Source organism: Rhodanobacter hydrolyticus, from assembly GCF_044904645.1.
The window spans coordinates 3,355,967-3,380,010 of sequence record NZ_JADIKK010000008.1 but is presented as its reverse complement, the minus strand read 5'-3'; the positions used below and the strand labels follow the sequence as shown (position 1 = coordinate 3,380,010).

The window sequence follows — 24,044 nt, the reverse complement described above, 5'->3', positions numbered from 1 at the left end:
TCACATCACCGCCCGGGTCACGAACTGGGTCTGCACCGAGAGCTTGGCGGCAGCCAGGCGGAACGCCTCGCGCGCCGACGCCTCGTCGATGCCCTCGATTTCATAAAGCATGCGACCGGGCTGGATCGGGGCGACCCAGAATTCCACGCCGCCCTTGCCGGCGCCCATGCGCACTTCGATCGGCTTCTTGGTGATCGGCTTGTCCGGGAACACGCGGATCCACAGCTTGCCGCCACGCTTCACGAAGCGGGTGATGCAACGACGACCGGCCTCGATCTGGCGCGCGGTCAGCGCGCCGGTGGTGGTCGCCTTCAGGCCGAATTCGCCGAAGCTGACGAGGTTGGCGCAGTGCGCCAGACCGTCGTTGCGGCCCTTGAACTGCTTGCGGTATTTGGTTCGCTTGGGTTGCAACATGGCAACTCTCCTTACTTCGCCGCACGCTCGCGACGGCCTTCGCCATCACGATCGCGACGCGGTTCACGGTCACGGCGGCCTTCGCCACCCTCGCGGCGCGACGACGGCGCCGGGGACTCGTCCTTCGGTTCCTGGCCGATCTGGGCCACGTCGAAGATCTCGCCCTTGTAGACCCACACCTTGATGCCGATGATGCCGTACTGCGTCTTCGCCTCGGCGGTGCCGTAGTCGATATCCGCACGCAGGGTGTGCAGCGGCACGCGACCTTCGCGGGCCCATTCGGAGCGGGCGATCTCGGCGCCGTTCAGACGGCCGGAAACGTTGATCTTGATGCCCAACGCGCCCAGGCGCATCGCATTGCCCACCGAGCGCTTCATCGCGCGACGGAACATGATGCGGCGCTCGAGCTGCTGCGCGATCGACTCGGCCACCAGCTGGGCGTCCAGCTCGGGCTTGCGCACTTCGTTGACGTTGATGTGCGTCGGGACGCCCATCAGATCGCTGACTTCCTTGCGCAGCTTCTCGATATCCTCGCCCTTCTTGCCGATCACCACGCCCGGACGGGCGGTGTGGATCGTCACGCGCGCGGTCTTGGCCGGGCGCTCGATCTGGATCTTCGAGATGCCGGCGGCAGCCAGCTTCTTCTTCAGCATCTCGCGGACCTTGATGTCCGCCACGAGATACTTCGCGTAGTCGCCCTTGTTGGCGTACCACTTGGCGTTCCAGTCCTTGGCGATGCCGAGGCGGATGCCGGTGGGATGAACTTTGTGACCCATCGTCTTCTTCCTCTTACTCGCCAACGACCACGGTGATGTGGCTGGTGCGCTTCAGGATGCGGGAACCGCGGCCTTTGGCGCGGGCATACATGCGCTTCATCGCCGGACCTTCGTCCACGAAGATGCGCGAGACCTTCAGCTCGTCGACATCGGCACCGAGGTTGTTCTCGGCGTTGGCGACGGCAGACAGCAGCACCTTGCGGACAATGTGCGCGGCCTTCTTGTTGGTGAACTGGAGCACGTCGCTGGCCCGGCCCACGGGCATGCCGCGGACCAGGTCTGCCACCAGGCGTGCCTTCTGCGCCGAGATGCGGGCGCTGCGCAGGATCGCTTTGGCTTCGGTGCTCATCACTTGCCCTTCTTGTCGCCGACGTGGCCCTTGAAGGTGCGCGTCACCGCGAACTCGCCGAGCTTGTGCCCGACCATGTTCTCGTTGACGAGCACCGGCACGTGCTGGCGGCCGTTGTGGATGGCGATGGTCAGGCCCACCATTTCGGGCAGGATCATCGAGCGGCGCGACCAGGTCTTGATCGGACGCTTGTTGTTGGCGGAAACCGCGGCTTCCACCTTCTTGGCGAGGTGAAGGTCGACGAACGGACCTTTCTTCAGAGAGCGTGGCATGTCGGGTTCCTGTTACTTGCGGCGACGCACGATGAACTGCTGCGTGCGCTTGTTGTTGCGGGTCTTGTAACCCTTGGTCGGCGTGCCCCACGGGCTGACCGGATGACGGCCGCCGGAGGTACGACCTTCACCACCGCCATGCGGATGGTCGACCGGGTTCATCACCACGCCGCGCACGGTCGGGCGGATGCCCATCCAGCGCTTGGCGCCGGCCTTGCCGAGCTTCTTCAGGCTGTGCTCGCCGTTGCCCACTTCACCGATGGTGGCGCGGCACTCGACCGGCACGCGGCGCATTTCGCCGGAGCGCAGACGCAGCGTGGCATAGCCGGATTCACGGGCCACCAGCTGCACCGAGGCACCGGCGGAGCGGGCGATCTGTGCACCCTTGCCGGGCTTCATCTCGATGCAGTGGATCGTGGACCCCACCGGAATGCTGCGCAGCTGCAGGCAGTTGCCCACCTTGATCGGCGCGTCGTGACCGGACAACAGGCGGTCGCCCACCTGCACGCCCTTCGGCGCGATGATGTAGCGGCGCTCGCCGTCGGCGTAGCACAGCAACGCGATGTGCGCGGTGCGGTTCGGATCGTATTCGATGCGCTCGACCTTGGCGGCAATGCCTTCCTTGTCGCGCTTGAAATCGATGATGCGGTAAGCCTGCTTGTGACCGCCGCCGCGATGACGCGTGGTGATGCGACCGAAATGGTTGCGACCACCCGTCTTCGACTGGCTTTCGGTCAGCGGCGCGTAGGGCGCGCCCTTGTGCAGCCCCTCGGTGCGGACGCTGACGGCGTCACGACGACCCGGCGAGGTTGGCTTGTGATTGATTAGTGCCATCTCGAGGAACTCCTGGCTCAGGCCTTGGCCGACACGTCGATGGACTGGCCATCAGCGAGGCGCACATAGGCCTTGCGCTTGCCCTGGCGGTTGCCAGCGCGGAAACGGAAGGACTTGACCTTGCCCTTGCTGTTGACGAGGTTCACCTGCTCGACCTTGACGTCGAACATCTTCTCCACCGCCTCGCGGACATCGGCCTTGGTCGCCGTGGGGGCAACCACGAATACGTACTGGTTGTGCTCGCTGACGCGAGCCGATTTCTCGGAGATGTGCGGCGCGCGCAGCGTGTCGAGAATGCGTTCGTTGCTCATGCCAGCCACTCCTCGATCTTCTTCACGGCGTCGACCGTCATCACCACGTGGTCGGAACCGACCAGGCTGACCGGGTTCAGCGCCATCACGTCCAGCACATGCAGATAGGGGATGTTGCGCGAAGCCAGGTACAGCGCCTCGTTGGCATCCTCGGAAACCAGCAGCACGCGACCGGAAACCTGCAGCTCGGCGAGCTTGGCAACCATCGCCTTGGTCTTGGGCTGCTCGACGCCGAAACCGTCGACCACCTTCAGGCGACCCTGGCGGTTCAGCTCGGAAAGGATCGAGCGGATCGCCACGCGGTAGGCCTTGCGGTTGACCTTCTGCTCGTAGCTGCGCGGCTTCGCGGCAAAGGTCACACCACCGCCCACGAAGATCGGGGCGCGATAGTCACCGTGACGGGCGCCGCCGCCCTTCTGCTTCTTGAACTTCTTGGTGGTACCCGACAGCTCGCCACGCGACAGCTGCGCCTTGGTACCGGCGCGACCGCCGGCCTGGTACGCAACCACCACCTGGTGAACCAGGGCTTGCTTGAACTCGCCGCCGAACACTTCGTCCGACACGCTGAGCGGCTTGGCGCCAATGACATTCAGTTCCATGGCGTCTCTCCTCAACCCTTGGTGGTCGGACGGATGACGACGTCGCCACCGGCCGCACCGGGGACAGCGCCCTTCACCGCGATCAGGTGACGCTCGGCGTCGACCTTGACCACTTCCAGACCCTGTTGCGTGCGGTTCACCGCACCCATGTGGCCCGACATCTTCTTGCCCGGGAACACGCGGCCCGGCGTCTGACGCTGACCGATCGAACCCGGCGCGCGGTGCGACAGCGAGTTACCGTGCGTCGCATCGCCCATCTTGAAGTTGTGGCGCTTGATGGTGCCCTGGAAGCCCTTGCCCTTCGAGACGCCGGCGACGTCGACGATCTGGCCGACCGAGAACACCTCGTCCGCCTTGATCTCCGTGCCCACGCTGTACTTGCCGAGGTCGTCGGCGGACACGCGGAACTCCCACAGGCCACGACCCGGCTCAACCTTGGCCTTGGCGTAATGACCCTTCAGCGGCGTCGTCAGCAGGCTAGCGCGCTTCACGCCCGCCGCGACCTGCACCGCGCTGTAGCCATCGTTGTCTTCCGTCTTCAGCTGGGTGACGCGGTTCGGGGTCGCTTCAATCAGCGTCACCGGAATCGAGCGTCCGTCTTCAGTGAAGAGCCGGCTCATGCCGCACTTGCGGCCTACCAGTCCGATACTCATGTTCGTATCCTGTCTATCGCTCAACCGAGCTTGATCTGAACATCGACGCCAGCGGCGAGATCAAGCTTCATGAGCGCGTCCACGGTCTTGTCGTTGGGATCGACGATGTCGAGCACACGCTTGTGGGTACGGGTCTCGTACTGGTCGCGTGCATCCTTATCGACGTGCGGCGACACCAGAATGGTGTAACGCTCGATCTTGGTCGGGAGCGGGATGGGGCCGAGCACCGTGGCGCCCGTGCGCTTGGCCGTCTCGACGATCTCGCTGGCCGAACGGTCGATCAGACGATGATCGAACGCCTTGAGCCGGATGCGAATCTTCTGGTTCGCCATAAACCGTGTCCTGTTATCAAAAGAACTTGAATGTGCAACGAAGCGGCTTCTCACCGCCTCGCACTGCTCTTTGGAACCATCGGAATTGCGCCAAGGCGAAATCCCGACCCGAAAAACGCCAAGCGAGCATTGGTCTGCTCGCCTGGCGCAAATCCTGCTGCGCAATCTGGCTTGACGACGGGATAACCCCGGAATCAGACCAAATGCGATGGCCGTCCACGGCCTGCGAACTCGAAGCACTTCCTGCGCCTCATTTCGCGGTGAGTCGATCGAAACCGAGTTCGAACGACTAGGGAGCTGGGAATTATAACGACAAATTTCCCGTATGGGAAGAGCTCGGCGTTACCCGTGCTCACATCCGTGTTCGCGAAGATCAAGAACCGGCCATCCATGGCCGGACTTTTTACCAAAAGCCGCTATTCCAACGGCGTTTTGGCCACTTATTACTTGATGACCTTGGCCACCACGCCGGCGCCGACAGTGCGGCCGCCTTCGCGGATCGCGAAGCGCAGACCCTGGTCCATCGCGATCGGGTGGATCAGGCTCACCACCATCTTGATGTTGTCGCCCGGCATCACCATTTCCACGCCTTCCGGCAGCTCGATCGCACCGGTCACGTCGGTGGTGCGGAAGTAGAACTGCGGACGGTAGCCCTTGAAGAACGGGGTATGACGGCCACCCTCGTCCTTCGACAGCACGTACACCTCGGCCTCGAAGTCCGTGTGCGGGGTGATCGTGCCCGGCTTCGCCAGCACCTGGCCGCGCTCCACGTCGTCGCGCTTCAGGCCGCGCAGCAGCAGACCGGCGTTGTCGCCCGCCTGACCCTGGTCCAGCAGCTTGCGGAACATTTCCACGCCCGTGACGGTGGTCTTCTGCGTCGGACGGATGCCGACCACTTCGATTTCGTCACCCACCTTGATCACGCCGCGCTCGATACGGCCGGTCACCACCGTGCCGCGACCCGAGATCGAGAACACGTCTTCCACCGGCATCAGGAACGGCTGGTCGATCGCGCGCTGCGGCTCCGGAATGTAGGTGTCCAGCGCTTCCACCAGCGAGATGATCGCCGGCACGCCGATTTCCGACTGGTCGCCTTCCAGCGCCAGCTTCGCCGAACCCTTGATGATCGGGGTATCGTCGCCCGGGAAGTCGTACTTCGACAGCAGCTCGCGCACTTCCATCTCGACCAGCTCGAGCAGTTCGGCGTCGTCCACCATGTCGGCCTTGTTCAGGAACACGACAATGTACGGCACGCCCACCTGGCGCGACAGCAGGATGTGTTCGCGCGTCTGCGGCATCGGGCCGTCCGCGGCCGAGCACACCAGGATCGCGCCGTCCATCTGCGCCGCACCCGTGATCATGTTCTTCACGTAGTCGGCATGGCCCGGGCAGTCCACGTGCGCGTAGTGGCGATTCGGCGATTCGTATTCCACGTGCGCCGTCGAGATCGTGATACCGCGCGCCTTTTCTTCCGGCGCCGCGTCAATCGCGTCGTAGGCCTTGAATTCACCGCCAAAACGCTCCGCACCGACCTTCGTCAGCGCCGCCGTCAGCGTCGTCTTGCCGTGGTCCACGTGACCAATCGTGCCCACGTTCACGTGGGGCTTGGTGCGCTCGAACTTGCCCTTTGCCATGACTAGAGACCTCTGGATAGTACTTTTGTCAGTGCGGCTTACGCCGCGTCGTTGTGCTTACGCGACCAGAAGGCCGCACTGCCTGCTTCTAAAATTTCGCGATCAGCCAAGACCGCGACGCTTTACTTGAAGAGTGCGGCCATGAATGGCCGCCCATTTGATTTTCGCGGTCAAGGACGACCGCAAAAATCAAGCCTTCTTGATCACCTGCTCGGCGATGTTGTTCGGCGCCTCGGCGTAGTGGTCGAATTCCATCGTGAAGGTGGCGCGACCCTGCGTCAGCGAGCGGATGCTCGTGGCGTAACCGAACATTTCGCCCAGCGGCACGAACGCGTCGACGGTCTTGCCCGACGGCGTGTCTTCCTGGCCACGCAGGATGCCGCGACGACGGCTCATGTCGCCCATCACGTCGCCCACGTAGTCCTCAGGCGTCACCACCTCGACCTTCATGATCGGCTCGAGCAGCACCGGCGACGCCTTTGCGAAGCCCTGCTTGAACGCCATCGAGGCGGCCAGCTTGAACGCCATTTCGGACGAGTCGACGTCGTGGTACGAACCGAACACCAGCTTCGCCTTGACGCCCACCACCGGGAAGCCAGCCAGCGGACCGCTGGTGATGGTTTCGCGCAGGCCCTTTTCGACCGAGGGGATGAATTCCTTCGGGATCACGCCGCCGGTGATGTCGTTGATGAACAGGAAGTCGTCCTTGATCTGCGCTGCGATCTTCTCGTCCGCACGATCGGCATCGCTGATCGGCGACATCTCGATCACCACGTGACCGTACTGACCCTTACCGCCGGACTGCTTGGCGTGCTTGTAGTCGGACTTCACGTCGCTGCTGCGGATCGTCTCGCGGTAGGCCACCTGCGGCTTGCCGACGTTCGCCTCCACGTTGAACTCGCGCTTCATGCGGTCGACGATGATGTCGAGATGCAGCTCGCCCATGCCCGAGATGATGGTCTGACCGGATTCCTCGTCGGTACGCACGCGGAAGGACGGATCCTCGGCGGCCAAGCGGCCCAGCGCGATACCCATCTTTTCCTGGTCGGACTTGGTCTTCGGCTCCACCGCCATCGAGATCACCGGCTCCGGGAACGTCATGCGCTCCAGGGTGATGACGTGATCCTGCGCGCACAGCGTGTCGCCGGTCGTCACATCCTTCAGGCCGACCGCTGCGGCGATGTCACCGGCGCGGACTTCCTTCAGTTCCTGACGATCGTTCGCGTGCATCTGCAGGATGCGGCCGATGCGCTCCTTCTTGGACTTCACCGGGTTGTACACGGCATCGCCGGCATTCAGCACGCCCGAGTAGACGCGGAAGAAGGTCAGCGAACCGACGAACGGATCGGTCATGATCTTGAACGCGAGCGCGGAGAACGGCGCGGCGTCGTCCGCCGTGCGCGTCGCCTCCTTGTCGTTCTCGTCCACGCCAGCCACCGGCGGACGATCCACCGGCGACGGCAGCAGATGCACCACCGCGTCCAGCATCGCCTGCACGCCCTTGTTCTTGAAGGCGGTGCCGCAATAAACCGGAATGATTTCGCTGGCCAGGGTGCGCGAACGCATGCCCGCGATGATGTCGTCCTCGGAGAGGTCACCCTCTTCAAGGTACTTGTTCATCAGCTCTTCGCTGGCTTCGGCGGCGGATTCGACCATGTACGAGCGGGCCTCGGCAGCCTTGGCCGCGAGGTTCGCCGGGATATCCTGGTATTCGAACTTCATGCCCTGGGACGGCATGTCCCAGATGATCGCCTTCATCTTGAGCAGGTCGACCACGCCCTCGAAGTCGTCCTCGGCGCCGATCGGCACCACCATCGGCACCGGGTTGGCGCCAAGGCGGGCCTTCAGCTGGTCGACGACCTTGTAGAAGTTCGCACCGGTGCGGTCCATCTTGTTGACGAACGCGAGGCGCGGCACGTGGTACTTGTTGGCCTGGCGCCACACGGTCTCGGACTGCGGCTGCACGCCGCCGACCGCACACAGCACGAACACCGCGCCGTCGAGCACGCGCAGCGAACGTTCCACTTCGATGGTGAAGTCAACGTGCCCGGGAGTGTCGATGATGTTGAAGCGGTGCTGCTCCATCGAACCATCCATACCCTTCCAGAACGCCGTGGTGGCGGCGGAGGTGATGGTGATGCCGCGCTCCTGCTCCTGCTCCATCCAGTCCATCGTGGCCGCACCGTCATGCACCTCGCCGATCTTGTGCGAGACACCGGTGTAGAACAGGATGCGCTCCGTGGTCGTGGTCTTGCCGGCATCGATGTGGGCCATGATGCCGAAGTTGCGGTAGCGCTCGATGGGAGTGGTGCGTGCCATAGTCGTATCCGACGGAGATCCATCCCCGATGTGGGCAGCGGCGGCCATCCGAGCCGCACTAGTCATGAAAAAATCCGGCACAAGTGCCGGCTTGTTTGGCGCCGCCCGCACATGCGGGCGGCGCATTTACCGCTGGATTACCAGCGGTAGTGCGAGAAGGCCTTGTTGGCTTCCGCCATGCGATGAGTTTCCTCACGCTTCTTGGCGGCGCCGCCACGGCTCTCGGAAGCTTCCTGCAACTCGGCAGCCAGCTTGCGCGGCATCGAGGTTTCGCCACGCTTGCGGGCAGCCTCGATCACCCAGCGCATCGCCAGCGCCATGCGACGACCCGGACGCACTTCGACCGGCACCTGGTAGGTGGCACCACCGACGCGACGGGACTTCACTTCGACGGCGGGCGCAACGTTGTTCAGCGCCTTCTCGACCAGAGCCACCGGCTCGGCGTGCTTCTCGCCCAGATGCTCAAGGGCACCGTAGACGATGCTCTCGGCCACCGACTTCTTGCCGCTCTTCATCACCATGTTGATGAAGCGGGCGATCAGCTGGCTGCCGTGCTTGGGATCGGGCAACACCACACGGGCGGGATGGGAACCTTTACGCGACATAGTTATTGTCTCTTTGAGTAGGCATCCATGCCCCAAGAAAAGCGGTCATCCTGACCGCACTCTTCAATTTAGGCCTTCGGGCGCTTGGCGCCGTACTTCGAACGCGACTGGCGACGCTTGGTGACGCCAGCGCAGTCGAGGCTGCCGCGCACCGTGTGGTAGCGCACGCCGGGGAGATCCTTGACACGGCCGCCGCGGATGAGCACCACCGAGTGCTCCTGCAGGTTGTGGCCTTCGCCGCCGATGTAGCTGATGACCTCGTAACCGTTGGTCAGGCGCACCTTGGCAACCTTGCGCAACGCCGAGTTCGGCTTCTTCGGGGTGGTCGTGTACACGCGCGTGCAGACGCCGCGACGCTGCGGGCTGTTCTGCAGGGCAGGCGAATCGCTCTTGTAGCTCTTCGGGCTGCGGGATTTGCGCACCAACTGGTTGATAGTCGCCATGCGTAGCCTATTCTGAAAACATAAAGGCAGCCCGAACAAGCTCGGTCTGCCAAGAAGCGGGAATATAACACGGACAGCCTGCCTTGGGCAAGCCAGCGTCCCGCCTTCCATGACCCGAACACGAGGTGCATCCGTGCACCTCATTTCGTATGTCTAGCGAGCAAAGCCCGTATCGGACTTACTCGACACCACCATCACCACCGGCCGGCGCCTCGGCAAACGAGACGACGGAAGCGGTACCGGAGAGCGTCTCGAAATCCGAGGCGGACAAGCCGCCCTGGTTGCGACGCGAGGCATGGTATGCCAAGCCGGTACCCGCGGGAATCAGACGTCCGACGATAACATTTTCCTTCAGCCCACGCAAGGTATCGCGCGTGCCGCGAACTGCCGCTTCGGTAAGGACGCGGGTGGTTTCCTGGAACGAAGCCGCCGAAATGAAGGACTCGGTGGCCAGCGATGCCTTGGTGATGCCCAACAGCACCGACTGGTAGTCGACCGGGCGTTCGCCCTTGCTTTCTGCACGTTCGTTCTCGGCATTGATCCGCACGCGCTCCACCTGCTCGCCGCGCAGATAGTGGCTGTCGCCCGGCTCGGTGATCTCGACCTTGCGCAGCATCTGGCGAATGATCGCTTCGATGTGCTTGTCGTTGATCTTCACGCCCTGCAGGCGGTACACATCCTGGATTTCCTTGACCAGGTAGGTAGCCAGCGGCTCCACACCCAGCAGGCGCAGGATGTCGTGCGGGCTGGGCTCGCCGTCCACGATGGTTTCGCCCTTCTCCACGTGCTCGCCTTCGAACACGATGACCTGACGCCACTTCGGGATCAGCTCCTCGTGCTCGTTGCCGTCCACGTCCTTGATGATCAGGCGCTGCTTGCCCTTGGTGTCCTTGCCGAAGCTGACCACGCCCGAACGCTCGGCCAGGATCGCCGGCTCCTTCGGCTTGCGCGCTTCGAACAGGTCGGCCACGCGCGGCAGACCGCCGGTGATGTCGCGGGTCTTGGAGGCGTCCTGCGGGATACGCGCCACCACGTCGCCCACGCCCACCGCGGCACCGTTCTGGATCGACACGATGGCGCCGGCCGGGAGCATGTACTGCGCCGGCACATCGGTACCCGGCAGCTTCAGCTCGCGGCCCTTGGCGTCTTCCAGGCGCACGATGGGACGCAGGTCCTTGGCGGCCGTACCGCGGCGCTTCGGATCGGTCACCACGGCCGACTCCAGACCGGTCAGTTCGTCGGTCTGGCTCTGCACGGTGACGCCATCGATGAAGTCGATGAAGCGCACGGTACCGGCCACTTCCGACACGATCGGGTGGGTGTGCGGGTCCCAGTTGGCGACGACCTGGCCGGCCTTGACCGAATCGCCGTCCTTCACTGCGATGGTGGCGCCGTAAGGCACCTTGTAGCGCTCGCGCTCGCGGCCGCTGACATCGAGCACCGACACTTCGCCCGAACGCGACACCGCCACCAGGTGGCCCTGGGCGTGCTGCACCGTCTTGATGTTGTTGAACTTCAGCGTGCCGGTGGTCTTCACCGTCACATTGTCCACGGCAGCCGCACGCGAAGCCGCGCCGCCGATGTGGAAGGTACGCATGGTGAGCTGGGTGCCGGGCTCGCCGATCGACTGCGCGGCGACCACGCCCACGGCCTCGCCCATGTTGACCAGGTGGCCGCGGGCCAGGTCGCGGCCGTAGCACAGCTTGCACACGCCATGGCTGGCGGCGCAGGTGATCGGCGAACGCACCTTCACCGACTGCACGCCGGCCTTGTCGAGCTTCTCGACCAGGGCTTCGTCGAGCAGGGTATCGCGCTCGACGATGGGTTGGTCGTCGTTGCCCGGGGCGTAGACGTCCTCGACCACCACGCGGCCCAGCACGCGGTCGCGCAGCGGCTCGACCACGTCGCCGCCTTCGACGATCGGCTGCATGAGGATGCCGTCCTCGGTGCCGCAATCGTCCATGGTGATGACCACATCCTGTGCCACGTCCACCAGACGGCGGGTGAGGTAACCGGAGTTCGCTGTCTTCAGCGCCGTATCCGCCAGGCCCTTGCGGGCGCCGTGGGTGGAGTTGAAGTACTGCAGCACGTTCAGGCCTTCGCGGAAGTTGGCCTTGATCGGGGTCTCGATGATTGAGCCGTCCGGGCGGGCCATCAGGCCGCGCATGCCGGCCAGCTGGCGGATCTGCGCCACCGAGCCACGCGCGCCGGAGTCGGCCATGATGTACAGCGAGTTCATCGACTTCTGGGCGACCTGCTTGCCCGTGCCGTCGGTCACCGTCTCGGTGCCGATGCCGTCGATCATCGCCTTGGCCACCTGCTCGTTGGTGCGCGACCAGATGTCGACCACCTTGTTGTAGCGCTCGCCGGCGGTGACCAGGCCCGACTGGTACTGCTGCTGGATCTCGACGACTTCCTTCTCGGCCTCCTCGAGGATCGCCTTCTTCTCGGCCGGGATCTTCATGTCGTCGATGCCGATCGAGATGCCGGCGCGCGTCGCGAAACGGTAGCCGGTGTACATCAGCTTGTCGGCGAAGACCACGGTTTCCTTCAAGCCCAGGCCGCGGTAGCTGGCATTGATCAGGCGCGAGATCGCCTTCTTGGTCAGCTCGGTGTTGGCGAGCTGGAACGGCAGGCCTTCCGGCAGGATCTCGGCCAGCAGGGCGCGGCCCACGGTGGTCTCGACCAGCTTGGTCTCTTCAGTGCGGCTGCCGTCGGCGGCGATGTGCACCTGCTTCATGCGCACCTTGACCTTGGCGTGCAGCTCGACCGCACGGTTGTCGTAGGCACGGCGCGCTTCGCTGATGCTGGAAAACGCCATGCCGGTGCCCTTCGCATTCACCAGCTCGCGGGTCATGTAGTACAGGCCCAACACCACGTCCTGGGTCGGCACGATGATCGGCTCACCGTTGGCGGGCGACAGGATGTTGTTGGTGGACATCATCAGGGCGCGCGCTTCCAGCTGCGCCTCGATCGACAGCGGCACGTGCACGGCCATCTGGTCGCCGTCGAAGTCCGCGTTGAACGCGGTACAGACCAGCGGGTGCAACTGGATCGCCTTGCCTTCGATCAGGATCGGCTCAAACGCCTGGATACCGAGGCGGTGCAGCGTCGGCGCGCGGTTCAGCAGCACCGGATGCTCGCGGATCACCTCTTCCAGGATGTCCCACACCTGGCCTTCCTCGCGCTCGACGAGCTTCTTGGCGGCCTTGATGGTGGTGGCTTCGCCGCGGGCCTGCAGCTTGGCGAAGATGAAGGGCTTGAACAGCTCCAGCGCCATCTTCTTGGGCAGGCCGCACTGGTGCAGGCGCAGCGTCGGGCCCACGGTGATCACCGAGCGGCCGGAGTAGTCCACACGCTTGCCGAGCAGGTTCTGGCGGAAGCGGCCCTGCTTGCCCTTGATCATGTCGGCCAGCGACTTCAGCGCGCGCTTGTTCGTGCCGGTGATGGCACGGCCGCGGCGGCCGTTGTCGAGCAGCGCGTCCACCGACTCCTGCAGCATGCGCTTCTCGTTGCGCACGATGATGTCGGGCGCATTGAGTTCGAGCAGGCGCTTCAGGCGGTTGTTGCGGTTGATGACGCGGCGGTACAGGTCGTTGAGGTCGGACGTGGCGAAACGGCCGCCATCCAGCGGCACCAGCGGACGCAGGTCCGGCGGCAGCACCGGCAGCACGGTCAGCACCATCCACTCCGGCTTGTTGCCGGACTCGATGAAGGCTTCGATCAGCTTCACGCGCTTGGTAAGGCGCTTCAGCTTGGTCTCGGAGTTGGTGGAAGCGATTTCTTCCTTGAGGCGGATCACTTCGCCCGGCAGGTCCAGCGACTTCAGCAGCTCGTAGACGGCCTCGGCGCCCATGCGCGCGTCGAACTCGTCACCGTGTTCTTCCACGGCTTCGAGGTACTGGTCTTCACTCAGCAGCTGGCCGCGCTCCAGCGCAGTCAAACCCGGGTCGATCACCACGAAGGCTTCGAAATACAGGATGCGCTCGATGTCGCGCAGGGTCATGTCCAGCATCAGGCCGATGCGCGACGGCAGCGACTTGAGGAACCAGATGTGCGCGGTGGGCGAAGCCAGCTCGATGTGGCCCATGCGTTCGCGGCGCACCTTGGCCAGCGTCACTTCCGTGCCGCACTTTTCGCAGACCACGCCGCGGTGCTTCATGCGCTTGTACTTGCCGCACAGGCACTCGTAGTCCTTCACCGGGCCGAAGATGGCGGCGCAGAACAGGCCGTCGCGCTCGGGCTTGAAGGTGCGGTAGTTGATCGTTTCCGGCTTCTTCACCTCGCCGTAGGACCAGGAGCGGATCAGCTCCGGCGAAGCCAGCGCGATCTTGATCGAGTCGAACTCGGGCGTGGCGCGCTGCTGGTTGAACAGGTTGAGCAGGTCTTTCATGGGAGTCTCCGATCGGAGCAAATTCTTGGACGGGGCCGGTGGTCAGGTGGACTGTTTCGCGGATCCGGCAGGGGGATTCCGGCGGCAACGGCTGTTGCCCGCACGGAGTCCCGACTGCGGGATCCCGATCCTCACTTGACCTCTTCCAGATCGATATCGATGCCGAGCGAGCGGATTTCCTTCACCAACACGTTGAAGGATTCCGGCATGCCTGCCGCCATCTCGTGGTTGCCGTCGACGATGTTCTTGTACATCTGGTTGCGGCCCTGCACGTCGTCGGACTTCACCGTGAGCATTTCCTGCAGGGTGTAGGCCGCGCCGTAGGCTTCCAGCGCCCAGACTTCCATTTCGCCGAAGCGCTGGCCGCCGAACTGCGCCTTGCCGCCCAGCGGCTGCTGGGTGACCAGGGAGTACGGACCGGTGGAGCGCGCGTGCATCTTGTCGTCGACCAGGTGGTTGAGCTTCAGGTAATGCATGTAGCCCACGGTGACCGGACGATCGAACGCCTCACCGGTGCGACCGTCGAACAGCGTGGTCTGGCCCGACTCGGGCAGATCCGCCAGCTTCAGCATCGCCTTGATCTCGGTTTCCTCGGCACCGTCGAACACCGGCGTGGCCATCGGCACGCCTGCCTGAAGGTTCTTGGCCAGCGCGAGGATCTCGTCGTCGGTCAGCGACTTCAGGTCGACGTGCTGCACCGCGCCGGAGACGTGGTGGTTGTAGATCTGGTCGAGGAACTCGCGGATCTGCTTGACCTTGGCCTGCGCCTCCAGCATCTGCTGGATCTTCTTGCCCAGGCCCTTGGCCGCCCAGCCCAGATGCACTTCGAGAATCTGGCCGATGTTCATACGGCTGGGCACGCCCAGCGGGTTCAGGCAGATGTCCACCGACGTACCGTCGGCCATGTGCGGCATGTCTTCCACCGGCACCACGTTCGACACCACGCCCTTGTTGCCGTGACGGCCGGCCATCTTGTCGCCCGGCTGGATGCGGCGCTTCACGGCCAGGAACACCTTGACCATCTTGAGCACGCCCGGCGCGAGATCATCGCCCTGGGTGATCTTGCCCTGCTTCTCCTTGAAGCGCTTGTCGAACTCTTCCTTGTGGCGCTTGACCTGGTCGCTCGCACGCTCCAGGAACTCGGTGATGGACTCGTCCTTGACGTTGATCTTGAACCAGTCGTCCTTCTTCAGGCCATCGAGGTAGGCGTCGGTGATCTCGGCGCCACGCTTCAGGCCGCCGGGACCACTCACCGCGGTCTGGCCGACGAGCTGGACGCGCATGCGGTTGTAGATCGCGCCTTCGAGGATGCGGAACTGGTCGTCGAAGTCCTTGCGGATGCGCTTGACCTCGGTTTCCTCGATCTGGCGCGCGCGCTTGTCCTTCTCGATGCCGTCGCGGGTGAACACCTGCACATCGATGACGGTGCCATCCATGCCCGGCGGCACGCGCAACGAGCTGTCCTTCACGTCCGAAGCCTTCTCGCCGAAGATCGCGCGCAGCAGCTTCTCTTCCGGCGTCAGCTGGCTCTCGCCCTTCGGCGTGACCTTGCCGACCAGGATGTCGCCCGCCTTCACTTCGGCGCCGATGTAGACGATGCCGCTCTCGTCGAGACGTGCCAGCGCCTGCTCACCCACGTTCGGGATGTCGGCGGTGATTTCCTCGGCGCCCAGCTTGGTGTCGCGCGCGACACAGGCCAGCTCCTCGATATGGATCGAGGTATAGCGGTCTTCCTGCACGACGCGCTCGGAGAGCAGGATCGAGTCTTCGAAGTTGTAGCCGTTCCACGGCATGAAGGCGATCAGCATGTTCTGGCCGAGCGCGAGCTCGCCCAGGTCGGTCGACGAACCGTCGGCCAGCGTATCGCCCTTCGCCACCACGTCGCCCACGTTCACCAGCGGACGCTGGTTGAGGTTGGTGTTCTGGTTGGAGCGGGTGTACTTGGTCAGCGTGTAGATGTCGACGCCGGCATCGTGCTCGCCCACCTCGTCCTCGTTCACGCGCACCACGATGCGGCCGGCGTCCACCTGGTCGATCACACCGCCGCGCTTGGCGGTGGTGATGACGCCGGAGTCGCGTGCCACCGCGCGCTCGATGCCGGTACCCACCAGCGGCGTCTGCGAACGCAGGGTCGGCACGGCCTGGCGCTGCATGTTCGCGCCCATCAGTGCGCGGTTCGCGTCGTCGTGCTCGAGGAAGGGCACCAGCGCCGCAGCCACCGACACGGTCTGCATGGGCGAGACGTCCATGTAGTCGACTTCGGCCGCCGGACGCAGCTCGGACTCGCCGCGGAAGCGGCAGGACACGAACTCTTCGACGAAGGCGCCGTGCTTGTCGAGCGGCGAGTTCGCCTGCGCGATCACGTGGTCGCCTTCCTCGATCGCCGACAGGTAATCCACCTTATCGGTGACCTTGCCGTTCGCCACCTTGCGGTACGGCGTCTCGAGGAAGCCGTACTGGTTGGTGCGCGCGTACACGGCGAGCGAGTTGATCAGGCCGATGTTCGGGCCTTCCGGCGTCTCGATGGTGCAGACGCGGCCGTAATGGGTCGGGTGCACGTCGCGCACCTCGAAGCCGGCGCGCTCGCGCGTCAGGCCGCCCGGGCCCAGGGCCGAGACGCGGCGCTTGTGCGTCACTTCCGACAGCGGGTTGTTCTGGTCCATGAACTGCGAGAGCTGCGAGGAGCCGAAGAACTCCTTCACCGCCGCCGCCACCGGCTTGGCGTTGATCAAGTCCTGCGGGGTGAGGCCATCGGCCTCGGCCAGCGACAGGCGTTCGCGCACGGCGCGCTCGACGCGCACCAGGCCGATGCGGAAGGTGTTCTCGGTCATTTCGCCGACCGAGCGCACGCGACGGTTGCCGAGATGGTCGATGTCGTCCACGGTGCCGTGGCCGTTCTTGATCTCGATCAGCACCTTCAGCACGTCGAGGATGTCGGACGATTCGCCCTGCTCCCTGACCAGGCGCTGGCACTCCTCTTCCTTGCGGTCGCCGAAGTACTTGTGGTCGTACAGCACGCCGGGACCGAGGATGTCCTTGCGACCCACGCGACGGTTGAACTTCATGCGGCCCACGGCCGACAGGTCGTAGCGGTCGAAGGTGAAGAACAGGTTGAAGAACAGGTTCTGCGCGGCGTCCTTGGTCGGCGGCTCGCCCGGACGCATCATGCGGTAGATCTCCACCAGCGCCTCCAGCGGAGTGCGGGTGTTGTCGATGCGCAGCGTGTTCGAGATGTACGCGCCGCGATCGAGGTCGTTCACATACAGCGTCGGCAGCGTGCCGATGCCTGCCTTGCGGAACTTCTCGAGATGCTCGGCGGTGATTTCGTCGTTGGCCGAAGCCAGCAGCTCGCCGGTCTTGGCATCGACGATATCGGTGGCGAGGATGCGACCGACCGGATAGTCGTCCGGCACTTCAAGCGCGGTGATGTCCTCGGCCGCCAACTGGCGCACGTGGCGCGCAGTGATGCGCTTGCCGGCTTCCACCAGCACCTTGCCGCCAATCGCCAGATCGAACGACAGCGTTTCGCCGCGCAGGCGCTCGGCAACCAGCTCCAGCGTGGTGCCGCCCTTGGCGCCGAGATGGAACACGTTGTGCTCGAAGAAGATGCCCAGCATCTCCTCATTGGTGTAGCCCAGCGCGCGCAGCAGCACGGTCACCGGCAGCTTGCGGCGACGGTCGATGCGGGTGAACAGCGCGTCCTTCGGGTCGAACTCGAAGTCCAGCCACGAACCGCGGTAGGGAATCACGCGGGCCGAGAACAGCAGCTTGCCCGAGCTGTGCGTCTTGCCGCGGTCGTGGTCGAAGAACACGCCAGGCGAACGGTGCAGCTGCGAGACGATGACGCGCTCGGTGCCGTTGATGATGAAGGTGCCGGTGTCGGTCATGAGCGGGATCTCGCCCATGTAGACCTCCTGCTCCTTGACGTACTTCACGGCCTTCTTCGAGGCCGGGCTGTCCTTGTCGTAGATGACCAGGCGCACGGTCACGCGCAACGGCGCACCGAAGGTCATGCCGCGGTTGCGGCATTCGCGTTCGTCGAAGCCCGGTTCGCCCAGGCGGTAGTCCACATATTCCAGTGCGGCGTTGCCCGAATAGCTCACGATCGGGAACACCGACTTCAAGGCGGCATGCAGACCCTTGTCTTCGCGCTGCTTGGGCGCGACGAATTCCTGCAGGAACTCGCGATAGGAGTCGGTCTGGATGGTCAGCAGGTTGGGCACGCCCAGCACGGGGGGCCGCTTGCCGAAATCCTTGCGGATGCGCTTCTTCTCGGTAAACGAGTAGGTCATGGTTGACGCCTCGGTTCGCAGTGACGCCGGTGGTGCACGCACCGGCTGAAATGATGAAAGCTTGATCTGGGGGATCGCGGTTGTTGACTCTTGGCGAATCGACAGCCGCGATACCTCAAAAAGCAAAAGCGTCCGTGCCCGATGTGTCGGAAATGGGCTCCTGCCCACTTCCGACTCGCCCGCCTCCGGCGGGTTCCGCTGAATCGGGCGCTAGCGCCTGATCCACGGCAGGCCATCCTGGCCCGCGGCGGCGCTTCGCGCCGCGCAACTCCTTAAGCGGCCAAAGCCCGGGAGCTTTCGCCCCCAGGCTTGGCTTGCGCTAGGTCGAACCGACGGCGCGCAAGAGCGCCGATTACTTCAGTTCGACCGTGGCGCCGGCAGCTTCCAGGTCCTTCTTGAACTTGTCGGCGTCTTCCTTCGACACGGCTTCCTTCAGGACGCCACCGGCCTCGGTGAGGTCCTTGGCTTCCTTCAGGCCCAGGCCGGTGATCGCGCGAACGGCCTTGATCACGTCGACCTTCTTGTCGCCGGCGGACTTCAGGATCACGTCGAATTCGGTCTGCGCTTCGGCAACCGGGGCGGCGGCGCCGGCAGCGGCCACGGCAACCGGGGCAGCGGCGGACACGCCAAACTTCTCTTCGATGGCCTTCACCAGCTCCATCACTTCCATCAGCGACTTGGCGGCGACGGCTTCAACGATTTGTTCGTTGCTCAGGGACATGTTGATTTCCTCTGGAAATTGATTCGAATGGGATAAGCGTCGAGCTTAGGCTTCAGCCGTGGCTTCCGCGGTGACTTCGCCGCCGCCCTGCTTGTCGGCCACGGCCTTGATGGCGCGGGCGAACATCGCAGCGGGCTCGGCAAGCACGCGGGCCAACATGGCCAGGGCTTCTTCACGGGTCGGCAGCGAGGCCAGCACGTCCACGTGCGCGGCCGGCAGCAGCTTGCCTTCCACGGAGACGACCTTGGCCTTGAGCTTGTCGTTGGTCTTCGCGAATTCCTTGATCAGGCGACCGGCAGCGCCGGGCTCCTCGGTCGAGAACGCGTACAGCAGGGGACCGGTCAGGACGTCCTTGACGACCTCGAACTCGGTGCCTGCCACGGCGCGCGACGCCAGGGTGTTCTTGACAACCTTCAAGAACACGCCGGTCTCGCGTGCCTTCTTGCGCATCGCGGTCATCTGTTCGACCGTGGTGCCCGCATACTCGGCAGCGACCAGGGAGTGAGCCTTCGCGGCGACTTCTGCCAGCTCGGCGACTACTTCTTGCTTCTGGGACAGATTGAGAGCCATTGCACTCCTCCAAATGAACTCCGCTCACGGCTCCTGCCGCTTGCGGTCCTGGGCGACGCCATCCTTGACGTCGGGGACGCGAAACGCCCCGGGTGGTGGCCTTTCCAGAACGACGAATCATTCCAGTGGGGGCGACACCATCTGCGCAGGCCAGGTGACGAGCACCCGATTAAGCGACCGGCTTGGCGGCGACGGCGATTCCCTGCCATGAACGAGCTCCCTGCCCGTCGTCGTCGCGCGCTGGTCGCGCCTGCGGTCTTTGACGGCTGCCTCGGCCATGCGACCGGGCTGCCCTCAAAAACGGTCCGCGCAGCAACCTGCTGCGCGGAAAAACACTTGCTTACTTGGTCGCGATGTTCAGCGACGAGGTATCGACGGCCACGCCGACGCCCATGGTGGACGACAGCGCAACCTTCTGCAGGTACTGACCCTTGGCCGTGGCCGGCTTGGCCTTCAGCAGGTCGGCAACCAGCGCATTGAGGTTGTCCGCCAGCTGCGAGGCCTCGAACGTGGCCTTGCCGATGGTGGCGTGGATGATGCCCGCCTTGTCGTTGCGGAACTTCACCTGGCCGGCCTTGGCGTTCTTCACTGCGGTGGCGACGTCGGCGGTGACCGAGCCGTCCTTCGGGTTCGGCATCAGGCCGCGCGGACCGAGCAGCTGGCCCAGCTTGCCGACCACGCGCATCGCGTCCGGCGTGGCGATCACGCGACCGAAGTCGAGGTCGCCGGCCTGCATGCGCTCGGCCAGGTCGTCCATACCGACAGCATCGGCGCCGGCGGCCTTGGCAGCCTCGGCCTTCTCACCGGCCGGCACGAACACGGCGACCTTGACGGTCTTGCCGGTGCCGTGCGGCAGCAGCGAAGAGCCGCGCACGCCCTGATCGGACTTTTTGGCGTCGATGCCGAGGCGCACGGCCACGTCGACGGATTCAGCGAACTTCGCCTTGGCGTTGTCCTTGACGATCTTCAGGGCCTCTTCGAGACCGTAGATCTTGCCCGGCTGCACAGCGGCCTGGGCGGCTTTCATACGCTTGGTGATCTTTGCCATGTCTTAACCCTCCACCACCAGGCCCATGCTGCGCGCGCTACCGGCAATGGTGCGCACTGCAGCGTCCAGATCGGCAGCCGTCAGATCCGGCTCCTTCTGCTTCGCAACGTCTTCCAGCTGCTTGCGGGTGATCTTGCCGACCTTGTCGGTGTTCGGCTTGGAAGAACCCTTGGCGACGCCGGTGACCTTCTTGATGAGGACCGAAGCGGGCGGGGTCTTGGTGATGAAGGTGAAGCTGCGATCGGAGTACGCGGTGATGATGACCGGGATCGGAAGACCCGGCTCCATCTTCTGCGTGGCGGCGTTGAACGCCTTGCAGAACTCCATGATGTTCAGGCCGCGCTGGCCCAGCGCCGGACCGACCGGCGGGCTGGGATTGGCCTGACCGGCCTTGACCTGCAGCTTGATGTAGCCGACTACTTTCTTTGCCATTGGATTTTCCTCGCGAGTTCAGGCGCCTTGCGGCTCCTCGCCAGACAACGTCCCTGGTTGGGAGGGAAACCCGCATCCTGCGGGTTCCTTGAAACACGGACACGCCGGGTCGAAAGACCCCGGCGGGAACCGTGCAGTATAAAGATTGACCAGCTTCCTAGCAAGCCCCATGCCGGGGCAAGGATTTGCCTCAGGCCTTCTCGACCTGGCCGAATTCCAGCTCCACCGGGGTGGAGCGACCGAAGATCAGCACCGCCACACGCAGACGGCTCTTCTCGTAGTTGACTTCCTCGACCACGCCGTTGAAGTCGTTGAACGGGCCGTCGGTGACCCGAACCATCTCGCCCGGCTCGAACAGCACCTTGGGCTTGGGCTTTTCCACGCCTTCGCGCACGCGGCTCAGGATGACGTCGGCCTCGCTGTCACGGATCGGCAACGGACGGTCGGCGGTGCCGCCGATGAAGCCCATCACCTTGGGCGTCTCCTTGACCAGATGCCAGCACTCGTCGTCGATGCGCAGCGCCTTGCCTTCGGTGTTGGTCTCGATCTGCACCAGCACATAGCCCGGGAAGAACTTGCGATCGCTGCGGCGCTTCTGGCCGCCGCGCATCTCGATCACTTCCTCGGTCGGCACCAGCACTTCACCGAACTTCTCTTCCATCCCGGCACGTTGGATGCGCTCGGAAAGCGCCCGGCGAACCTGGTTCTCGAAACCCGAGTAGGCGTGCACCACATACCAACGCTTGCTCATGGCTCAGGCCTCAAAGCTTCAGTAGCCAGTCAAGAATGACTGTCTTCAGGAATAAATCAATCAACCCCAGCAACAGGGCGAGCACGATGACCACGACGATGATGACGCCGGTGGTCTTGATCGTCTCGTCGCGAGTCGGCCAGACCACCTTGCGCATTTCGAACTGCGACTCGGCGAGGAAGTGCCGCACGCGGCGACCCAGCGCGGTGAACGAGGCGATCGCCAGTGCGACCACCAGCGCCGCCAACACACCCAGCAGACGCGCCACCGGCGGCACGCCGGCGTCGTTGCTGAACCACGAATACGCCACGATGCCGGCCACCAGAATCACGGTAGCCAGCACCAGCTTGGCGATATCGGCGGCGGTCGTGCCCTTGGGCTGTTCTGCCTTGGTATTCATGCGCAATCTGCGGATGTCATCGGCAACCGGATGCATGAAGCATCCGTTTGCCGCCATCCGTCGTCGATCCTCGGAAGATGGCACGCCAGGAGGGACTCGAACCCCCAACCTGCGGTTTTGGAGACCGCTGCTCTGCCAATTGAGCTACTGGCGTATCTGAAACGGAAAACGGGATCCGGACCCCAGGACCCGAAAGCGCGCTGTCACGCTCCCGAATCCCGTCACCCGGATCCCGCAGGGTATTACTTGATGACCTTGGCCACCACGCCGGCGCCGACAGTGCGGCCGCCTTCGCGGATCGCGAAGCGCAGACCCTGGTCCATCGCGATCGGGTGGATCAGGCTCACCACCATCTTGATGTTGTCGCCCGGCATCACCATTTCCACGCCTTCCGGCAGCTCGATCGCACCGGTCACGTCGGTGGTGCGGAAGTAGAACTGCGGACGGTAGCCCTTGAAGAACGGGGTATGACGGCCACCCTCGTCCTTCGACAGCACGTACACCTCGGCCTCGAAGTCCGTGTGCGGGGTGATCGTGCCCGGCTTCGCCAGCACCTGGCCGCGCTCCACGTCGTCGCGCTTCAGGCCGCGCAGCAGCAGACCGGCGTTGTCGCCCGCCTGACCCTGGTCCAGCAGCTTGCGGAACATTTCCACGCCCGTGACGGTGGTCTTCTGCGTCGGACGGATGCCGACCACTTCGATTTCGTCACCCACCTTGATCACGCCGCGCTCGATACGGCCGGTCACCACCGTGCCGCGACCCGAGATCGAGAACACGTCTTCCACCGGCATCAGGAACGGCTGGTCGATCGCGCGCTGCGGCTCCGGAATGTAGGTGTCCAGCGCTTCCACCAGCGAGATGATCGCCGGCACGCCGATTTCCGACTGGTCGCCTTCCAGCGCCAGCTTCGCCGAACCCTTGATGATCGGGGTATCGTCGCCCGGGAAGTCGTACTTCGACAGCAGCTCGCGCACTTCCATCTCGACCAGCTCGAGCAGTTCGGCGTCGTCCACCATGTCGGCCTTGTTCAGGAACACGACAATGTACGGCACGCCCACCTGGCGCGACAGCAGGATGTGTTCGCGCGTCTGCGGCATCGGGCCGTCCGCGGCCGAGCACACCAGGATCGCGCCGTCCATCTGCGCCGCACCCGTGATCATGTTCTTCACGTAGTCGGCATGGCCCGGGCAGTCCACGTGCGCGTAGTGGCGATTCGGCGATTCGTATTCCACGTGCGCCGTCGAGATCGTGATACCGCGCGCCTTTTCTTCCGGCGCCGCGTCAATCGCGTCGTAGGCCTTGAATTCACCGCCAAAACGCTCCGCACCGACCTTCGTCAGCGCCGCCGTCAGCGTCGTCTTGCCGTGGTCCACGTGACCAATCGTGCCCACGTTCACGTGGGGCTTGGTGCGCTCGAACTTGCCCTTTGCCATGACCAGAATCCCGGTGGAGTCAGTGAGAGGAAAACCGCCCGGAACGGGCGAGCAACGATGATGGTGCTCATGACTGGAATCGAACCAGCGACCTCTTCCTTACCAAGGAAGTGCTCTACCGACTGAGCTACATGAGCAAGATTTCAAACGGCGGGATCAATGGAGCGGGAGACGGGAATCGAACCCGCACCATCAGCTTGGAAGGCTGAGGTTCTACCATTGAACTACTCCCGCCCTGCGCGGAACCCGTTGCCGAATCGACCAGGTCGACCCGGCGAACCAGTCCAATCGCAACCTGCGCGAATCGACTGGTGGAGGGAGGTGGATTCGAACCACCGAAGGCGTAAGCCAGCAGATTTACAGTCTGCCCCCGTTGGCCGCTTGGGTATCCCTCCAACAAAGAACGCGTATTGTGTGGATCGACCCGCCGACTGTCAACACCTGCGGCGCCTCGCAAACACAT

The 24,044-nt window shown here is 64.1% G+C and carries 22 protein-coding genes and 4 tRNA genes; all 26 read right to left on the bottom strand.

Annotation, left to right across the window (positions count from 1 at the left end):
* A complete protein-coding gene (gene rplP / locus ISP25_RS17735) occupies positions 1 to 414 on the bottom strand; it encodes a 50S ribosomal protein L16 (protein ID WP_192105764.1) in 414 nt (137 codons plus the stop codon).
* An 11-nt stretch (positions 415 to 425) separates the two neighbouring features.
* Positions 426 to 1,190 carry a 30S ribosomal protein S3 gene (gene rpsC, locus ISP25_RS17730; protein WP_192157049.1) on the bottom strand — a complete coding sequence of 255 codons (765 nt, stop codon included), beginning with the start codon at positions 1,188 to 1,190 and terminating at the stop codon, positions 426 to 428.
* A 13-nt stretch (positions 1,191 to 1,203) separates the two neighbouring features.
* Positions 1,204 to 1,539, bottom strand: a complete 336-nt coding sequence (gene rplV, locus ISP25_RS17725) for a 50S ribosomal protein L22 (protein WP_192157051.1) — start codon at positions 1,537 to 1,539, stop codon at positions 1,204 to 1,206.
* Positions 1,539 to 1,811 (bottom strand): 30S ribosomal protein S19, encoded by a 273-nt coding sequence (gene rpsS / locus ISP25_RS17720; RefSeq protein WP_077481308.1) that lies wholly within the window; start codon positions 1,809 to 1,811, stop codon positions 1,539 to 1,541. Before rpsS ends, rplV begins: the two co-directional genes overlap by 1 nt.
* A 12-nt stretch (positions 1,812 to 1,823) precedes the next feature.
* On the bottom strand, positions 1,824 to 2,645 hold the full coding sequence (gene rplB / locus ISP25_RS17715; protein ID WP_192157053.1) for a 50S ribosomal protein L2: 822 nt from the start codon (positions 2,643 to 2,645) through the stop codon (positions 1,824 to 1,826).
* Between the two features lie 17 nt (positions 2,646 to 2,662).
* Positions 2,663 to 2,956 (bottom strand): 50S ribosomal protein L23, encoded by a 294-nt coding sequence (gene rplW, locus ISP25_RS17710; RefSeq protein ID WP_192157055.1) that lies wholly within the window; start codon positions 2,954 to 2,956, stop codon positions 2,663 to 2,665.
* Entirely contained in the window at positions 2,953 to 3,555 is a 603-nt protein-coding gene (rplD, locus tag ISP25_RS17705; RefSeq protein WP_192157056.1) for a 50S ribosomal protein L4, read from the bottom strand. The genes rplW and rplD overlap by 4 nt, the downstream gene beginning before the upstream one ends.
* Positions 3,556 to 3,566: 11 nt before the next feature.
* Positions 3,567 to 4,208 (bottom strand): 50S ribosomal protein L3, encoded by a 642-nt coding sequence (rplC, locus tag ISP25_RS17700; protein ID WP_404615756.1) that lies wholly within the window; start codon positions 4,206 to 4,208, stop codon positions 3,567 to 3,569.
* Between the two features lie 20 nt (positions 4,209 to 4,228).
* Positions 4,229 to 4,540, bottom strand: a complete 312-nt coding sequence (gene rpsJ, locus ISP25_RS17695; protein WP_014402136.1) for a 30S ribosomal protein S10 — start codon at positions 4,538 to 4,540, stop codon at positions 4,229 to 4,231.
* 443 nt (positions 4,541 to 4,983) lie between these two features.
* Complete coding sequence (tuf, locus tag ISP25_RS17690; protein ID WP_192157137.1) at positions 4,984 to 6,174, bottom strand: elongation factor Tu; 1,191 nt, start codon at positions 6,172 to 6,174, stop codon at positions 4,984 to 4,986.
* Between the two features lie 189 nt (positions 6,175 to 6,363).
* Positions 6,364 to 8,493 (bottom strand): elongation factor G, encoded by a 2,130-nt coding sequence (gene fusA / locus ISP25_RS17685; RefSeq protein ID WP_192160620.1) that lies wholly within the window; start codon positions 8,491 to 8,493, stop codon positions 6,364 to 6,366.
* A 137-nt stretch (positions 8,494 to 8,630) separates the two neighbouring features.
* Positions 8,631 to 9,098 carry a 30S ribosomal protein S7 gene (rpsG, locus tag ISP25_RS17680; protein WP_192105773.1) on the bottom strand — a complete coding sequence of 156 codons (468 nt, stop codon included), beginning with the start codon at positions 9,096 to 9,098 and terminating at the stop codon, positions 8,631 to 8,633.
* Between the two features lie 68 nt (positions 9,099 to 9,166).
* Positions 9,167 to 9,541, bottom strand: a complete 375-nt coding sequence (gene rpsL, locus ISP25_RS17675) for a 30S ribosomal protein S12 (RefSeq protein ID WP_077481292.1) — start codon at positions 9,539 to 9,541, stop codon at positions 9,167 to 9,169.
* A gap of 178 nt (positions 9,542 to 9,719) precedes the next feature.
* The gene (rpoC, locus tag ISP25_RS17670; RefSeq protein ID WP_404615753.1) at positions 9,720 to 13,934 is read right to left on the bottom strand and encodes a DNA-directed RNA polymerase subunit beta'; all 4,215 of its coding nucleotides are present in this window, start codon (positions 13,932 to 13,934) and stop codon (positions 9,720 to 9,722) included.
* Positions 13,935 to 14,065: 131 nt separating this feature from the next.
* Positions 14,066 to 18,226 (bottom strand): DNA-directed RNA polymerase subunit beta, encoded by a 4,161-nt coding sequence (gene rpoB, locus ISP25_RS17665; RefSeq protein ID WP_192160616.1) that lies wholly within the window; start codon positions 18,224 to 18,226, stop codon positions 14,066 to 14,068.
* 352 nt (positions 18,227 to 18,578) lie between these two features.
* Positions 18,579 to 18,947, bottom strand: a complete 369-nt coding sequence (rplL, locus tag ISP25_RS17660; RefSeq protein WP_192160614.1) for a 50S ribosomal protein L7/L12 — start codon at positions 18,945 to 18,947, stop codon at positions 18,579 to 18,581.
* A 45-nt stretch (positions 18,948 to 18,992) separates the two neighbouring features.
* Entirely contained in the window at positions 18,993 to 19,517 is a 525-nt protein-coding gene (gene rplJ, locus ISP25_RS17655; protein ID WP_192160612.1) for a 50S ribosomal protein L10, read from the bottom strand.
* A gap of 340 nt (positions 19,518 to 19,857) precedes the next feature.
* The gene (rplA, locus tag ISP25_RS17650; RefSeq protein WP_192160610.1) at positions 19,858 to 20,565 is read right to left on the bottom strand and encodes a 50S ribosomal protein L1; all 708 of its coding nucleotides are present in this window, start codon (positions 20,563 to 20,565) and stop codon (positions 19,858 to 19,860) included.
* Between the two features lie 3 nt (positions 20,566 to 20,568).
* Positions 20,569 to 20,997 (bottom strand): 50S ribosomal protein L11, encoded by a 429-nt coding sequence (gene rplK / locus ISP25_RS17645; protein ID WP_115480003.1) that lies wholly within the window; start codon positions 20,995 to 20,997, stop codon positions 20,569 to 20,571.
* A 190-nt stretch (positions 20,998 to 21,187) separates the two neighbouring features.
* Positions 21,188 to 21,748: a transcription termination/antitermination protein NusG gene (gene nusG, locus ISP25_RS17640; RefSeq protein WP_192160608.1), complete on the bottom strand. Its 561-nt coding sequence runs from the start codon at positions 21,746 to 21,748 to the stop codon at positions 21,188 to 21,190.
* 10 nt (positions 21,749 to 21,758) lie between these two features.
* Positions 21,759 to 22,148 carry a preprotein translocase subunit SecE gene (gene secE / locus ISP25_RS17635; protein ID WP_192160606.1) on the bottom strand — a complete coding sequence of 130 codons (390 nt, stop codon included), beginning with the start codon at positions 22,146 to 22,148 and terminating at the stop codon, positions 21,759 to 21,761.
* Positions 22,149 to 22,226: 78 nt separating this feature from the next.
* Positions 22,227 to 22,302 (bottom strand) — tRNA-Trp (locus ISP25_RS17630).
* 88 nt (positions 22,303 to 22,390) lie between these two features.
* The gene (gene tuf / locus ISP25_RS17625) at positions 22,391 to 23,581 is read right to left on the bottom strand and encodes an elongation factor Tu (RefSeq protein ID WP_192157137.1); all 1,191 of its coding nucleotides are present in this window, start codon (positions 23,579 to 23,581) and stop codon (positions 22,391 to 22,393) included.
* A gap of 61 nt (positions 23,582 to 23,642) precedes the next feature.
* Positions 23,643 to 23,718 (bottom strand) — tRNA-Thr (locus ISP25_RS17620).
* Positions 23,719 to 23,741: 23 nt separating this feature from the next.
* Positions 23,742 to 23,815, bottom strand: a tRNA-Gly gene (locus ISP25_RS17615).
* 75 nt (positions 23,816 to 23,890) lie between these two features.
* Positions 23,891 to 23,976: transfer RNA gene (locus ISP25_RS17610), tRNA-Tyr, on the bottom strand.
* Positions 23,977 to 24,044: the final 68 nt, after the last annotated feature.